This window comes from Rhizobium sp. BK650 (assembly GCF_014195325.1).
Taxonomy (GTDB): Bacteria; Pseudomonadota; Alphaproteobacteria; order Rhizobiales; family Rhizobiaceae; genus Rhizobium.
In genome coordinates, this window is sequence record NZ_JACIBK010000002.1 from 504,343 (window position 1) to 518,747 (window position 14,405).

The 14,405-nt window shown below is 60.1% G+C and carries 10 protein-coding genes; 7 read left to right on the forward strand and 3 right to left on the reverse strand.

Annotated elements, in window-relative coordinates; translation table 11 throughout:
- Positions 1 to 63: 63 nt before the first annotated feature.
- The 3 genes from FHX15_RS06805 to FHX15_RS06815 all read left to right on the forward strand — a co-directional run bounded on the left by FHX15_RS06805 (position 64) and on the right by FHX15_RS06815 (position 4,716).
- Positions 64 to 1,272 (forward strand): acetyl-CoA C-acetyltransferase, encoded by a 1,209-nt coding sequence (locus FHX15_RS06805; RefSeq protein ID WP_184394849.1) that lies wholly within the window; start codon positions 64 to 66, stop codon positions 1,270 to 1,272.
- A 12-nt stretch (positions 1,273 to 1,284) separates the two neighbouring features.
- Positions 1,285 to 3,498 carry an FAD-dependent oxidoreductase gene (locus FHX15_RS06810; protein WP_184394851.1) on the forward strand — a complete coding sequence of 738 codons (2,214 nt, stop codon included), beginning with the start codon at positions 1,285 to 1,287 and terminating at the stop codon, positions 3,496 to 3,498.
- A gap of 195 nt (positions 3,499 to 3,693) precedes the next feature.
- A complete protein-coding gene (locus tag FHX15_RS06815; protein WP_184394853.1) occupies positions 3,694 to 4,716 on the forward strand; it encodes an LLM class flavin-dependent oxidoreductase in 1,023 nt (340 codons plus the stop codon).
- 18 nt (positions 4,717 to 4,734) lie between these two features.
- Here the strand turns inward: FHX15_RS06815 and FHX15_RS06820 are convergent, their stop codons facing one another.
- Positions 4,735 to 5,922 carry an MFS transporter gene (locus FHX15_RS06820; RefSeq protein WP_184394855.1) on the reverse strand — a complete coding sequence of 396 codons (1,188 nt, stop codon included), beginning with the start codon at positions 5,920 to 5,922 and terminating at the stop codon, positions 4,735 to 4,737.
- Between the two features lie 234 nt (positions 5,923 to 6,156).
- On the opposite strand from FHX15_RS06820, the gene FHX15_RS06825 reads away from it, so the two are divergent.
- On the forward strand, positions 6,157 to 6,720 hold the full coding sequence (locus FHX15_RS06825; protein WP_184394857.1) for a TetR/AcrR family transcriptional regulator: 564 nt from the start codon (positions 6,157 to 6,159) through the stop codon (positions 6,718 to 6,720).
- A gap of 3 nt (positions 6,721 to 6,723) precedes the next feature.
- Here the strand turns inward: FHX15_RS06825 and FHX15_RS06830 are convergent, their stop codons facing one another.
- Positions 6,724 to 10,224, reverse strand: coding sequence for a PAS domain-containing hybrid sensor histidine kinase/response regulator (locus tag FHX15_RS06830; RefSeq protein ID WP_184394859.1), 3,501 nt, complete (start codon positions 10,222 to 10,224; stop codon positions 6,724 to 6,726).
- Between the two features lie 220 nt (positions 10,225 to 10,444).
- Between FHX15_RS06830 and mscL the strand changes: the two genes are divergently transcribed.
- Positions 10,445 to 10,885, forward strand: a complete 441-nt coding sequence (mscL, locus tag FHX15_RS06835) for a large conductance mechanosensitive channel protein MscL (RefSeq protein ID WP_184394862.1) — start codon at positions 10,445 to 10,447, stop codon at positions 10,883 to 10,885.
- 122 nt (positions 10,886 to 11,007) lie between these two features.
- Positions 11,008 to 12,174: a pyridoxal phosphate-dependent aminotransferase gene (locus FHX15_RS06840; protein WP_184394864.1), complete on the forward strand. Its 1,167-nt coding sequence runs from the start codon at positions 11,008 to 11,010 to the stop codon at positions 12,172 to 12,174.
- Here FHX15_RS06840 and FHX15_RS06845 read toward each other — a convergent pair.
- Complete coding sequence (locus FHX15_RS06845) at positions 12,171 to 12,851, reverse strand: Type 1 glutamine amidotransferase-like domain-containing protein (RefSeq protein ID WP_184394866.1); 681 nt, start codon at positions 12,849 to 12,851, stop codon at positions 12,171 to 12,173. The genes FHX15_RS06840 and FHX15_RS06845 overlap by 4 nt on opposite strands.
- 471 nt (positions 12,852 to 13,322) lie before the next feature.
- On the opposite strand from FHX15_RS06845, the gene galE reads away from it, so the two are divergent.
- Positions 13,323 to 14,357 (forward strand): UDP-glucose 4-epimerase GalE, encoded by a 1,035-nt coding sequence (gene galE, locus FHX15_RS06850; RefSeq protein ID WP_184394869.1) that lies wholly within the window; start codon positions 13,323 to 13,325, stop codon positions 14,355 to 14,357.
- Positions 14,358 to 14,405 lie beyond the last annotated feature (48 nt).

The window sequence follows — 14,405 nt, forward strand, 5'->3', positions numbered from 1 at the left end:
GGACCGAAGGGTCGGAAAAAATGGAATTCACCGGCGCCTTTGCGCCGCCAGGGAGATGAGATAATGACCGAGGTTTTCATTTACGATCACGTCCGCACGCCCCGCGGCCGCGGCAAGAAGGATGGCGCGCTGCACGAAGTGCCCTCCGTGCGTCTCGCGGCAAAGACGCTGGAGGCGATCCGCGACCGCAACGGACTGAATACAGAAACGGTCGACGACATCATCATGGGCTGTGTCGATCCGGTCATGGATGCCGGTGCCGTCATCCCCAAGGCCGCTGCTTTCGAAGCCGGTTATTCTACGAGGGCGCCCGGCATGCAGATCTCCCGCTTCTGCGCGTCAGGCCTGGATGCGGTGAATTTCGGCGCCGGCAAGATCGCGCAGGGCGCCGATGACATAGTGATTGCCGGTGGCGTCGAGAGCATGTCCCGCGTCGGTCTCGGCATGTCCGGCGGCGCCTGGTTCATGGACCCTTCGGTGAATTTCCCGGCCTATTTCATGCCCCAGGGTGTCTCGGCCGATCTCATCGCCACCAAATATGGGTTTTCCCGTGATGATGTCGATGCCTATGCCGTCGAAAGCCAAAAGCGGGCGGCGAATGCATGGAACAACGGCTGGTTCAAGAATTCCGTCATTCCCGTCAAGGACCAGAATGGCCTGACCATCCTTGCCCATGACGAGCATATGCGACCCGGCACCGATATGCAGGCGCTCGCCTCCCTCAATCCCTCCTTCCAGATGCCGGGCGAAATGGGTGGCTTCGAAGCCGTTGCCATTCAGGCCCATCCGGAAGTCGAACGTGTCAATTATGTCCATCATGCCGGCAATTCCTCCGGCATCGTCGATGGCGCGGCTGCGGTTCTGCTAGGCTCGAAGGCCGGGGGGGCAAGCATGGGCCTGAAACCACGTGCCCGCATCAGGGCCTTCGCCAATATCGGCTCCGATCCAGCCCTGATGCTGACCGGCCCCGTCGATGTCACCGAAAAGCTGTTGAAGCGAACGGGCATAACGCTTGCCGATATCGATCTTTTCGAGCTGAACGAGGCCTTCGCCGCAGTCGTCCTGCGCTACATGCAGGCCTTCGATATCGCGCACGACAAGATCAACGTCAATGGCGGCGCGATCGCTATGGGCCACCCGCTCGGTGCCACCGGCGCCATGATCCTCGGCACCGTTCTGGATGAGCTGGAGCGCCGCGATCTCAACACCGCGCTGGTCACTCTCTGCATCGGCGCCGGCATGGGCACGGCAACCGTCATCGAACGCGTCTAAGGGAGAGAGACGATGAGCTACACCAATTTCACCGTCGAGACCGATGCGGATGGTATTGCCCTGGTCACCTGGGACATGCCCGGCAAATCGATGAACGTCTTCACCGAGGAAGTGATGAACGAGCTCGATGCCATCATCGATGCCACGGTTACCGACAGCGCCGTCAAGGGTGTGGTCATCACCTCAGGCAAGTCCTCTTTCTCAGGCGGCGCCGATCTCTCGATGATCAAGTCGATGTTCTCCTTCTACCAGCAGGAGAAGGCCGCGAACCCCGATGGTGCCGCGCAAAAACTCTTCGATCTCGTCGGCCGCATGACCGGCCTCTTTCGCAAGCTCGAAACCTGCGGTAAGCCCTGGGTTTCGGCCATCAATGGCACCTGCATGGGCGGTGCCTTCGAGATGGCGCTCGCCTGCCACGGCCGCGTCGCCTCCAATTCGAAAAGCGTCAAGATCGCCCTGCCGGAAGTCAAGGTCGGCATCTTCCCAGGCGCCGGTGGTACGCAGCGCGTCTCGCGCCTGACCGATGCCCAGTCCGCCTTGCAGATGATGACCACAGGCCAGTCGCTGAACGCCTCCCGCGCCAAGGCGATGAACCTCGTCCATCAGGTGGTCGAGCCGGACCAGCTCATTTCCGCCGCCAAGCAGATGATCAAGGACGGTCTGAAGCCCGTAGCCCCCTGGGACGAAAAGGGTTTTAAGGTCCCCGGCGGTGGCATCTGGACGCCGGCTGCGGCCCAGCTCTGGCCGGCAGCCCCCGCCATCCTGCGCCGCGAAACATCAGGCAATTATCCAAGCGCGCTTGCCATCCTGAAATGCGTCTATGAAGGCCTGCAGGTTCCCTTCGACACGGCGCTGAAGATCGAGCAGCGCTATTTCACGCAGGTGCTGCAGACCACCGAAGCCTTCTCGATGATCCGCTCGCTCTTTATCTCCATGCAGGAACTCGGCAAGGGCGCCCGCCGCCCGGCTGGAGTGCCGAAGACCGAGCTGAAGAAGGTCGGCGTCGTTGGCGCGGGCTTCATGGGCGCCTCCATCGCTTATGTCACGGCCGCCGCCGGCTTCGAAGTCACCCTCATCGACCGCGATATCGAAGCCGCCACAAAGGGCAGAGGCGTCGGCGAAGGCCTCGTCAAGGATTCGATCGGTAAGGGCCGTCTTACGCAGGAGGAGGGAGCCGCCCTTCTTTCTCGCATCACGCCCTCTGCCGACTACACCGATTTGAGGGACGTCGATCTCGTCATCGAGGCGGTATTCGAGGATCGCGCCGTCAAGAAGGCGGTCATCGAGCAGGTGGAAGCCGTCATCCCGGAAACCACCATCTTCGCCTCCAACACCTCGACCCTTCCGATCACGGGCCTTGCCGAAAATTCGAAGCGCCCGGAACAGTTCATCGGCGTGCATTTCTTCTCACCAGTCGAAAAGATGATGCTGACCGAGGTCATCCTCGGCAAGAACACCGGCGACCGGGCGCTTGCCGTGGCTCTCGATTACGTCGCGGCCATCAAGAAGACGCCGATCGTCGTCAACGATACCAGGGGTTTCTTCGTCAACCGCTGCGTCTTCCGCTACATCCACGAAGCCTATGACATGCTGATCGAAGGCGTGCCGGCGGCGATGATTGAGAATGCCGCCAAGATGGCCGGCATGCCGGTTGGTCCGCTGTCGCTGAACGATGAAGTGGCGATCGATCTCTCACAGAAGATACTCAAGGCGACCGTCGCCGATCTCGGCCCCATGGCCGTCGACGAACGCCACCTTGCCCTCATCAACAAGCTGGTGGACGAGCTCGGCCGTCGCGGCCGCAAGAACGGCAAGGGCTTCTACGAATATCCGGCCAAGCCCGCCAAGAAATTCCTCTGGCCCGAATTGAAGACGTTCTATCCGCAGAAACCGGCCGACGAGATCGACGTCACCGCGTTGAGGCAGCGCTTCCTGGTGACGATCGCGCTCGAGGCGGCCCGCGCCATGGAAGAGGGCATTGTCACCGACCCGCGAGAGGCTGATGTCGGCTCCATCCTCGGTTTCGGCTTTGCGCCCTATACCGGCGGTGCGCTGAGCTATATCGATGGTATGGGCGTGAAGGCCTTCGTGGAGACAGCCGAAAAGCTGGCTTCCAGCTATGGCGACCATTTCAAGCCGACGCGGCTGCTGAAGGACATGGCTGCCAAAGGCGAGACATTCTACGGTCGCTTCGATCCTTATCCGGCCGCCGGTAAGGCGGCGTAATTGGTGAGGCGGCGCGGCTCGTCAGAACCGGAGCCGCCCGCCGCACATCCCTCGTTGACTTCGTCAAGATATCAATCGGCATCTTCAACCGATCCAGCCGGGCGGGCTCACAAATTTCGCGCGCAACGCCTATATGCCAATCCGGAATCATGACAAGAAGCGTGCAAGGCACACTTCAGTTTAGGTGATGAAATCATGAAGAAGATCGGCTTTCTCTCGTTCGGGCACTGGACGCCCTCGCCGCAATCTCAGACGCGGTCGGCTGGCGATACGTTGTTGCAGTCGATCGATCTTGCGGTCGCTGCGGAAGAGCTGGGTGCAGATGGCGCTTATTTCCGTGTCCATCATTTTGCGCGGCAGCTTGCTTCGCCTTTCCCGCTGCTGGCCGCCGTCGGTGCGAGGACCAATCGCATCGAGATCGGCACGGCTGTTATCGACATGCGTTATGAGAACCCGCTTTACATGGCGGAAGACGCTGGTGCGGCCGATCTGATCTCGCGCGGACGCCTGCAACTCGGCATCAGTCGCGGCTCGCCCGAGCAGGTCATCGAGGGCTGGCGCTATTTCGGCTATAACCCGCCGGAAGGCCAGAGCGACGCCGATATGGGCCGCCGCCATGCCGAGGTTTTCCTGGAAGTGCTGAAGGGCGAAGGCTTCGCCGAGCCCAATCCGCGGCCGATGTTCCCCAACCCGCCCGGCCTTCTGCGCCTCGAGCCGCATTCCGAGGGTCTGCGCGAGCGCATCTGGTGGGGCGCGGGTTCGAACGCGACGGCGGTTTGGGCCGCCAAACTTGGCATGAACCTGCAGAGCTCGACGCTGAAGGATGATGAAACCGGAGAAGCTTTCCATATTCAGCAGGCCAAACAGATCCGCGCCTATCGCGAGGCCTGGAAGGAAGCCGGCCATCAGCGCGAGCCGCGCGTTTCCGTCAGCCGCAGCATCTTTGCGTTGGTGAACGATCGCGACCGTTCCTATTTCGGCTACGGCAATGAAGGCCAAGACAAGATCGGCTTCATCGACGAGAATACCAGGGCGATCTTCGGTCGCTCCTATGCAGCCGAGCCCGACGCTCTCATTGAGGAGCTGAAGAAGGACGAGGCGATCGCCGAGGCCGACACGCTGCTGCTCACCGTTCCCAACCAGCTTGGCGTGGACTACAACGCCCACGTCATTGAATCGATCCTGAAATATGTCGCTCCGGCGCTCGGCTGGCGGTGATCGCGCTGGGCGACGGGGCTACGCCGTCGCCGTCTTCCTCGTCGTGCGCATCGCCATCAGACCACCGATGCTGACGAGGACGATGGCGGTCGCGTAAATATCGGTGGTCATGCCATAGCCGATCGACCTGACGAGAAAGCCGGCAAGGATTGCGGGCAGGCTGAAGGCAAGATAGCTCTGGATGTAAAACGCGGAAAGCAGGCCGGCCCGCTCTTCCGGCTTGGCAAGCGGCATGATCGTGCCGATCGAACCAAGGAAATTCGTGCCGAAGCCTGCACCGGTAAAAAACGTGCCGATAAGCAGCAGCGGCACGTTGGCAAGATGCACGCCCGCAACGACCGTTGCGATACCGATCGTCTGAGACGTAACGCCGAAGCCAAGATTGGCGCTGGGGCTGCGGCTGCGGCGCAGGAAGACGGCAATTGCACCCGACAGCATGAGTGCTGCGACGACCGCGCCACCGGTCAGTGGCGCGCGGCTGCCGGTGGTCGAGGCGACCAGTGAAGGCACGAGCGACAGGTAGAAGCCGCCGAGCGTCCAGTTGGCGATATTGATTGGCGTCACCAGCGACAGCGGCTTCTTCACCTGCTGCGGAATGAAGATCGTCGGCTTCAGCGAGGCGAAGACGCCAGGCCGCGTGCCGCCGGTTTCTCGCGTCAGCCACAGCGTTGCGGCCTGTGCCACAAAGGCCGCAAGCAGCAGGGCATAGACGAGATGCAGGGGCTCCGGCCCATATTGTATCAGCGCGCTGGTGCCGATCGCACCGATCGCCATGCCGGAGAGCGGCGCGATGGAGTTGACGATCTGCCCTTTGGCCCGATCGATATCGACAAGCGCTGCACCGAGGGAGGCGCCGGCGATACCGGTTGCAATCCCCTGCACGATGCGCGCGGCGATCAGCCATTCCGGCCCGCTGGCGATGGTAAATAGGGCCATGGCTATGATTTCGAGCACCAGCGCGCCGAAAATGACCGGCCGTCGTCCAAGGTGATCGGAGATGGAACCGGCAATCAGGAGGGCTGCAAGCAATGCGAAGGCATAGACGGCAAAGATGACGGTGATGAGGATGGGAGAGACGGCGAAGGCTTCCTGATAGATACGATAGAGCGGCGTCGGCGCTGCCGAAGCTCCGAAGAGGATGGCAAGCGTCAGAGCATGGAACCCCATGGGCGAGGAGTTCTTGACGGATTCAGGAGCGGCGACCATATTAAAATCTCTTAAAGCTAAATCGTTGCGTTAAATTCATCTAGGTAAGGGAAATAGCAAAAGCAAATAATTTGCGTTAATAGGTCGATGAAAATTTCTGAACTATCGGGTACTGAAGCAATTGCAGCAAAAGTGTAGATCGATTTGAGGCCGCGGCGTGCTAAAACACTTGAAGCGTGCCAGGCGAATCTGAAAGGTCGCGGTGCGCTTAAGGGCGGAAAAGTTGGGTTCGAAATGGCAGTGAAAGAGAATATCCGTCCCGGTGGCAGAAGTGCGCGTGTTCAGGCTTCGGTCCATGCCGCAGTACGCCAGCTCCTTGCGGAGATAAGCCGCACGGAAATCACCGTTCCGCTGATCGCGGCGCGTGCAGGTGTGACCCCATCCACCATCTATCGCCGTTGGGGCGATCTGCAGGAACTGTTGGCCGACGTCGCCGTCGAGCGTCTTCGTCCTGACATGGAGCCGGTCGATACCGGCACTGGCGCCGGTGATCTGCAAGCATGGGCCGAGCAATATGCAGAGGAAATGTCCTCCGGCCCCGGTCGTGAATATGTCCGGGATGTGCTCTCCGCCCAGACAGGCGACAACGCAAGTAAATGCTGCAACTTCACCCGCCAGCAGATCGAGACGATCGCTCGTCGGGCGAAGGAAAGGGGCGAGACCTTTCCCGCGGTCGATGCAGTGATGGACCGCGTGGTGGCTCCGATCATGTACCGTATCCTGTTCGGTGACGTCCCGACTGCCGCCCGCGTGCAGGAGCTTGTCGGTCAAGTCTTTGGTCGGCGCAAGGCCGCCTGATCTTCACTCGGCGGCGGTGCGCTTCAAGCCGGAGATCTGCGTGATATAGGCGCGTAATGCAGCCGGACGCACCGGCTTGTGCTGCACCGCGATGCCGTGCTTTTCCGCCTCGGCCCGCACTTCCGGCGTCCTGTCGGCTGTAACGAGAAGGGCAGGAATCTCTATGCCGAAATTCTGTCTGAGATGCATGATTGCTTGGACCCCGCTTCCGTCGGCGAGATGATAGTCGGCGATGACGAGATCCGGCGGCTGACGCATCGAAAGCGTTTGGACGGCGGAGAGTGAATCCACGGCTTCGGTATCGCAGCCCCATCCCTCGATCAGGAGCCGCATGCCTTCGAGGATCTTCGGTTCGTTGTCGATGCACAGGATGCGCAATCCCTTCAGCGGTTGGGCCGTGCCGTCGACAGGAACGACGGCTGTGGCGGCTTCCGCGCTCTTCGAAATATCAAGCGGCATGAGGATACGGAATTCCGTACCCCTGCCATGCGTCGAATGAAGTTCGACCTTATGGCCGAGCACACGGGCGATGCGGTCGACGATGGACAGGCCGAGGCCGAGGCCCGATGCGGTCTTGGCCCCTTCATCCAGCCGAGCGAATTCCTTGAATACTGTTCGGAATTTCGAAGGCGGAATACCGATGCCGGAATCCATCACCTGGATCATCACTTGATTGCCACGTCGCCTGACCCCGACCAGCACCTTGCCGCTGATGGTATATTTGATGGCGTTGGAAACGAGGTTCTGCACCAGACGGCGCAGCAGGTTCGGATCGGAGCGTACCTGCAGTGACGTTGGCATCACCCTGAGCTTCAGTTTCTTCTCGCGGGCGATGGGCGCAAAATCGGTTTCGATTCGCGCAAGCAGGTCGGAAAGCGGCACGGACGCGAGCCGCGGGCGCATGGCGCCGGTATCGAGCCGGGAAATATCGAGCACGGCGCCGAGAATGGTCTCGACCGATTCAAGCGCAGAGTCGATATTGCGCACGATCAGGCTGTTTTCCGATTGCGCCATGCGTTCGACGAGGGCCGAAGAATAGAGCCGGGCCGCATTGAGTGGCTGCAGGATATCGTGCCCGGCGGCAGCGAAGAAGCGCGTCTTGCCGATATTTGCCTCATCTGCCGCAGCGCGTGCCTCCGCAAGCTCTGTATTGACACGGGTTAGTTCCGCGGTGCGCTCCGCCACGCGCTGTTCCAGCGTCTCGTTTGCCTGTTTCAGCGCCCTGTCGGCCGTCACACGCTGGGTGATATCGGTGAAGGTCGCGACGATACCCTTGTCCGGCATGGCGTTTGAGCGCACTTCGATGATGCGCTCGCCGCCGGCGAGCACCAGCGGAAAGGGCTTGTCGAGCGTCAGGAAATGCCGCACCGCTTGGCCCTGGTCGCTGGGCGCGATATCGCCGCGCTGGCTGAGGATATTGACGATATCCGAGAGCGGAAAGCCGACCTGGCCGGCATTCTCAGGTAAGTCCAGCAATTGCCGGAAGCGACGGTTCCAGATCGTCAATCGGTTGGAACTATCGAAGACGGCAATGCCCTGGTCCATCTGTGAAAGCGCGGTCTGCAGCATATCCTGATTATACTGCAGCGCTTCGCTCGCCTGATCGAGCAGCCATGCGGTGTCGGACGACGCATCCTCGATCTTCTGCAGGATCAGCGACAACACCAGCCGCGCCGAGGACGAGCCGATGGCGCTGCCGAGAAGCTGCTCGGTGAAATGGATGAGCGCCATGTCGGCCGGCTGGTCGTCCTCCAGTTTGCGTCCGGAACTCTGCTCATACGTTGCAAGCGAGCGCTGCATGCGCTCCTCGCCGAGATAGCGAGCGATGGCCGTCTTGAGGTCGCCGACGCTGATGCGGGTCTTCCAGCCGCGTGTCGCAAATTGCGAACGCGAATGCCGCTTGACGAAGATGCCGGCCTGGATGCGCTCCAGCGGCTTGGCATTGCGGGTCAGCGACCCCACGATGAAGGCGGCAGCATTGACGAGCAGGCTCATCGCCGTCGCGTTGACGAGGGGATCGGCATTCGGCCCGATAAAGAGCGTCGTGCCGGGAAAGATGAAGCCCAGGAAATTGCTCGCGACATAGGAATAATCCGGCCCGCCGAGCGACGGCAGAAAGAGCAGGTAGACCCAGGTGACGAAGCCGGATGAGAGGCCGAGGATGGCGCCGCGCGCATTCGCCCGCCGCCAGATCATGCCGCCGAAGAGGGCGGGTGCGATCTGCGCGATAGCGGCAAACGACAGCAGGCCGATCGAGGCAAGGCCTGTCGTGCTGTCCGTCGAACGGTAATAGGCATAACCCAGCAGCAGCACGGCGAAGATGGCGCTGCGGCGGATATTGAGCAGGCTCTTTGCGAAGTCGTCACGCTGGCTCGCAAGACCTGCGAGCTTCCGGCGCAGGAAGAACGGCATGACGATGTCGTTCGAGACCATGATGGAAAGCGCCACGGAATCGACGATCACCATGGCGGTTGCCGCTGAAAAGCCGCCGATGAAGGTGATCAACGAGACAACAGGCATTTGCCCCGCAAGCGGCAGCGTAAGAACATAAAGATCGACATTGCCGTTGCCGCCGAAGACGAGCAGCCCGCCGATCGCGACCGGCAATACGAAGAGATTGATGGCGACCAGATAAAGCGGGAAGAGAATGCCCGCGAGCCGGAGCTGTTTTGCGGTACGGTTTTCGACGACGGTCACATGGAACTGGCGCGGCAGCATGATGATCGCGAAGGCAGAGAGCAGCGTCAGCGTGATCCAGCGGCTGAGCGGCGTCTGATAGCCAAGCGCGGAAGACACCAACTCGTTCCCAGATCCTTTTCGCCAGAGATCGCTTGGCCCGTCGAACAGGAACCAGATGACGCAGACGCCTGCCGTCAGGAAGGCAACGAGCTTCACCATCGATTCCATCGATACCGCAAGGATGAGCCCGTCCTGATGTTCGGTCGCATCGGTATGGCGGGTGCCGAACATGATGGCGAAGCAGGCAAGCACCAGCGTGACGATCAGCGGCAGGTCGAGGAAATAAAGGTTGCCGCTGCCGATGCCATAATCCGACGGGTTGACCATCGCCGTGACAGTCGCTGAAATGGATTTCAGCTGCAGCGCGATATAGGGAATGGTGCCGATGAGGCAAATCAGCGCAACGATGGTTGCGACGGTGGAATTCTTGCCGTAGCGCGCGGCGACGAAATCGGCGACCGACGTCAGTTTCTCGGCCTTGGCGAGTTCGATGATTCGTTTCAAGAGCGGCATGCCGAGCGTGAAGACGAGGATCGGTCCGATATAAATGCCGGCAAATTCCAACCCATTATGGGCCGCAAGGCCGACGCCGCCGAAATAGGTCCAGGACGTACAATAGATTGCCAGGCTCAGCGCATAGACCACGGGTCGGCCGCCTTCCGGCACGCCGAATTTCCGGCTCCGGCGGTCGCCGTAGCTTGCCACTGCGAAAAGCAGCAGAAGATAGCCCAAGGCAAACGCGAATATGACCCAGCCTGGAAGCATCGACCCTCCGCCGGCGGACTATCCACCGTCCTCCCGGAACAGTTCCCAGATTAAGGCAATTCAGCAAGTTTGAAAATTCCCGCGGCCTTGGTCTTAAGTTCTACGCGGCAGAGGGCAGCATCCGAATATTTCCAATTGCCGATTGATTAATTGAGGTGAAGGTGTAGCTAATGAAAACAACGGCATGTCTTTGAAAATGCATCAAGGGGAGACAGATCGGATGCTCAACGAATTCAAAGCTTTCATCGCCCGCGGCAATGTCATGGATCTCGCAGTCGGTGTCATCATCGGCGGCGCCTTCGGTGGCATCGTCAAGTCGCTGGTCGAAGATATCATCATGCCGATCGTTGGTGCGATCTTCGGCGGTTTCGACTTCTCCAACTACTACATTCCGCTGGCGAAGGACGCCTTTGGGCGGGCAACCCTTGCAGAGGCCCGCAGCCACGGGGCCGTTTTCGCATATGGCAATTTCATCACGGTCCTCATCAATTTCCTCATCCTCGCCTTGATCATCTTCCTGATAATCAAGGCTGTGAACATTCTGCGCGAGCAGGTCGAGCGCAAGGAGAAGGAAGCGCCTGCAGAGGTTCCGCCGCCGCCGGCCGATGTCGCGCTGCTGACCGAAATCCGCGATCTTCTCGCCAAGCGCCCAGCCGTCTGATCCGGTTACGAGTCCGTCCGCTCCGGCCGGGCTCACCCATAACGAAAATCGATATGCCATCACGCATTGTCATGGGATTTGCGTCCGCAAATCCGCTATGAAGGCGTGAACCGGAGATATGCATGTCGATCATAAGCAGCCTTAGCCCGCGCGCCGTCGCAGCGCCAGAAAGCGGGATCGTCGAAGTCGTCAATTATGCCCGTGGCCGTGAAGGCCTTTTGCCGCTCTGGGTCGGCGAGGGTGATCTTCCTACCCCCGATTTCATCAATCAGGCCGCCATGCAGGCGCTTGCTGCCGGTGAGACCTTCTATACCTGGCAGCGCGGCATCCCTGAGCTGCGGCAGGCTCTGTCCGATTATTATTTCAGGCATTTCGGCGTCAGCCTGCCACCGGAGCATTTCTATGTAACCGGCTCCGGAATGCAGGCGATCCAGATCGCTGTTCAAGCGCTGACCTCGCCCGGTGACGAATTCATCTATCTCACCCCCGCCTGGCCGAATATCGCAGCCGCCCTCGAAGTCGCCGGCGCACGCTCGGTTGGCGTAGAACTTCAGTTTGAAAGCGGCGCCTGGACTATCGATCTTGATCGCATCGAGGCAGCGATCAGGCCGAAGACCCGCGGGCTCTTCGTCAACAGCCCGTCGAACCCGACAGGCTGGACCGCGACGAAGAAGGATCTGGCCGATATCCTGACTGTGGCGCGCAAGCACGATCTCTGGATCATGGCCGATGAGATCTATGCGCGTTATTTCTACGCCGGCGGTCGTGCACCGTCCTTTCTTGACGTCATGGAGCCCGGCGACAAGGTGATGTTCGTCAACTCCTTCTCCAAGAACTGGTCCATGACCGGCTGGCGCGTCGGTTGGATCGTCGCTCCGCCGGAGACCGGGCAGGTGCTGGAAAACTTGATCCAATATTCCACGTCGGGTGTGGCCCAGTTCATGCAGAAGGGCGCAGTCGCTGCTCTCAACTCGGGTGACGCCTTCGTGCAGGCGAATATCGATAAGGCGACCCGCTCTCGCGATATCCTCTGCGACGCCCTGATCGCCACCAACCGCGTCGAAACTCTGAAGCCGGATGGCGCACTTTACGCCTTCCTCAAGATCGACGGCGTCACCGATAGCCGCAAGGCGGCACTCGACATCGTCGACAAGACCTGGGTCGGTCTGGCACCTGGTACGGCCTTCGGAGCAGGCGGTGAGCGTTTCCTGCGCGCTTGCTTCCTGCGCGATCCGGCACAGGTAACGGTCGCCGCCGAACGGCTCTGCGATTACATCCTCAGGATTTAAGCTAAGCGGCGCATCGCTTCCGGCAGCACCGGGAGCAGCGTCACATTCCGGCCCTCGACAATGATGACTTCGCCGTCTCTGAATGGCTGAAAGGGCATATCGGACTCCTCCAGGAAACTGACGGTCTTTTCAGCCGCTTCGGCCTCGTCATGGTCAGAGCGATAATGCGGAACGATGGAGAAATCGACGAGGCTGAGGCCATCCCAGATGACAGCGTCATCGTAGCCTGATGCGAGTTGCCGTGGATCATCCATGATATCGATGCCCTTGAGCGAGGGCGCCGCAACGACCGCCCCGGCGCTGAAGCCTCCATAGACGAGCGCATCCTCGCGCAGCAATTCCCCGATGATGCGATCGAATCCGCTCTGCCGCATGGCCCGTCGCAGCAGAAAGGCATTGCCGCCAACCACCCAGACGAGGTCGATCTTGGCAAGTGCCTCTTTAAGCGCGTACGGCTGCCAGAAATAGTCCCGCAGATCCAGCTCTTCCGCCTCGATCCCCCAATCGGCAAGCTCTGCCTTAGGATCATAGATATTAGCCTCATAGGCGCGGCGCGCTTCGGCCGGAACGAAGTCCAGCGCATTCTGGATGACGGCCGCGCGTCGTCCGCCTTTGAGAAGTTTCCTTAGCCGGAAGGCGCTGGCGCCGAGCCGGTAGGATGACAGGTAAAGCCTCATCGCCGCTGCTCCCTGTCTTGAAGGGGCAGATGGCTAGGGAACATTAGGAGAGGATCTTGTGCCACGAGAAGTCCTTTGCATCAGCCGGACGTCGGGGCAAAAATAAAAAACCCCGCGCTTGTCCGGCGGGGTTGGATCGGTTGAAGTGAACAGTTTCAGGTCACAAACCGACGTCCCCACCGCAAAGTGTGGTCGTCATGCCCTTCGTCATAGCCTGGAACGCGAACTTGTTCATGGCGTCAATTTGCCCCGCCGCGTGTTCGATGTCAACGAGCTGAAAGAGAGGGGCCGCGAGGCGGTTTCGTCCCAAAATCGGCTGGCCGATAAAATTGTAACAAAGCCTGAAATGCGCCTCTAACCACATGTCGAAACATACTGGCCGCAAAGGCTTTCCGAGGTCGTTTGATAATAAAATCAGAAAGGAAAAAGCCGTTCTGATGCTCCCGAAAAATATAAACAGGGAATGCAGACATGGCGGTTCTGGTTACAGGTGGGGCTGGTTACATCGGCAGCCACATGGTTTGGACGCTGCTCGATGCCGGTGAAGACGTCATCGTACTCGACAACCTCTCCTCCGGTTTTCGCTGGGCCGTTGCGCCGGCGGCGCGCTTTTATCTCGGCGATGTCGCCGATCCGGACGTTCTGAAGAAGATCTTCATCGAGAATGATATCGAGTCGATCATCCATTTCGCCGGCTCTGCCGTCGTACCCGTCTCGGTCTCCGATCCGCTTTCCTATTACGACAACAATTCCGGCAAGACACGCGTGCTGTTGAGTGCTGCGATTAAGGCCGGTATTCGCAACTTCGTCTTTTCCTCGACCGCCGCTGTTTACGGTCAGCAGAAAAGTTCCGCTCCCGTCAAGGAGACGGCGCCGCTCAATCCGGAAAACCCCTACGGCCAATCAAAGCTGATGACCGAAATGATGCTGCGCGATGCCGCCGCCGCTTATGATTTCGATTATGTGGCGTTACGCTACTTCAACGTCGCCGGCGCTGATCCGCAATTGCGCGCCGGGCAGTCTACGTCTGGTGCGACCCATCTCATCAAGGTCGCTTGCGAAGCCGCCCTTGGAAAACGCGACGCCGTTGCCGTCTACGGCTTCGACTACGCGACCCATGATGGTACCGGTGTGCGCGACTACATCCACGTGAGCGACCTGACTGCAGCGCATCTGAAAGCGCTTCAACATCTGCGCAAAGGCAGGGGCCCGCTGGTTGCCAATTGCGGTTATGGCAATGGTTATTCCGTCCTCGATGTTCTGAACATGGTCACCCGCCTCAACGGCCACTCCTTCAAGATCAATATGGGACCCCGTCGGCCGGGCGATGCAGCAAGCGTCGTTGCCGATGCAACACTTGCACGCCGTGTGCTGGACTGGGTGCCGCAATACGACTCGCTCGAAACCATCGTCCGCAGTTCGCTCGATTGGGAACTCTTCCTGATGAACAAGAGCGTCGACGACCTACACAGCATTCATCGCGCGCTGGCTGCGGCTTCCTTCTGAGGCGCAATCGAAGATTTAACATCTGGCGCAGGGGCGGGTGGCCTGGCG

Excerpts from the sequence above, each read along its gene's own strand:
- FHX15_RS06805 (WP_184394849.1), top strand. The coding sequence starts at position 64 with ATGACCGAGGTTTTCATTTACGATCACGTCCGCACGCCCCGCGGCCGC.
- FHX15_RS06810 (WP_184394851.1), top strand. The coding sequence starts at position 1,285 with ATGAGCTACACCAATTTCACCGTCGAGACCGATGCGGATGGTATTGCC.
- FHX15_RS06815 (WP_184394853.1), top strand. The coding sequence starts at position 3,694 with ATGAAGAAGATCGGCTTTCTCTCGTTCGGGCACTGGACGCCCTCGCCG.
- FHX15_RS06820 (WP_184394855.1), bottom strand. The coding sequence starts at position 5,922 with ATGGTCGCCGCTCCTGAATCCGTCAAGAACTCCTCGCCCATGGGGTTC.
- FHX15_RS06825 (WP_184394857.1), top strand. The coding sequence starts at position 6,157 with ATGGCAGTGAAAGAGAATATCCGTCCCGGTGGCAGAAGTGCGCGTGTT.
- FHX15_RS06830 (WP_184394859.1), bottom strand. The coding sequence starts at position 10,224 with ATGCTTCCAGGCTGGGTCATATTCGCGTTTGCCTTGGGCTATCTTCTG.
- mscL (WP_184394862.1), top strand. The coding sequence starts at position 10,445 with ATGCTCAACGAATTCAAAGCTTTCATCGCCCGCGGCAATGTCATGGAT.
- FHX15_RS06840 (WP_184394864.1), top strand. The coding sequence starts at position 11,008 with ATGTCGATCATAAGCAGCCTTAGCCCGCGCGCCGTCGCAGCGCCAGAA.
- FHX15_RS06845 (WP_184394866.1), bottom strand. The coding sequence starts at position 12,851 with ATGAGGCTTTACCTGTCATCCTACCGGCTCGGCGCCAGCGCCTTCCGG.
- galE (WP_184394869.1), top strand. The coding sequence starts at position 13,323 with ATGGCGGTTCTGGTTACAGGTGGGGCTGGTTACATCGGCAGCCACATG.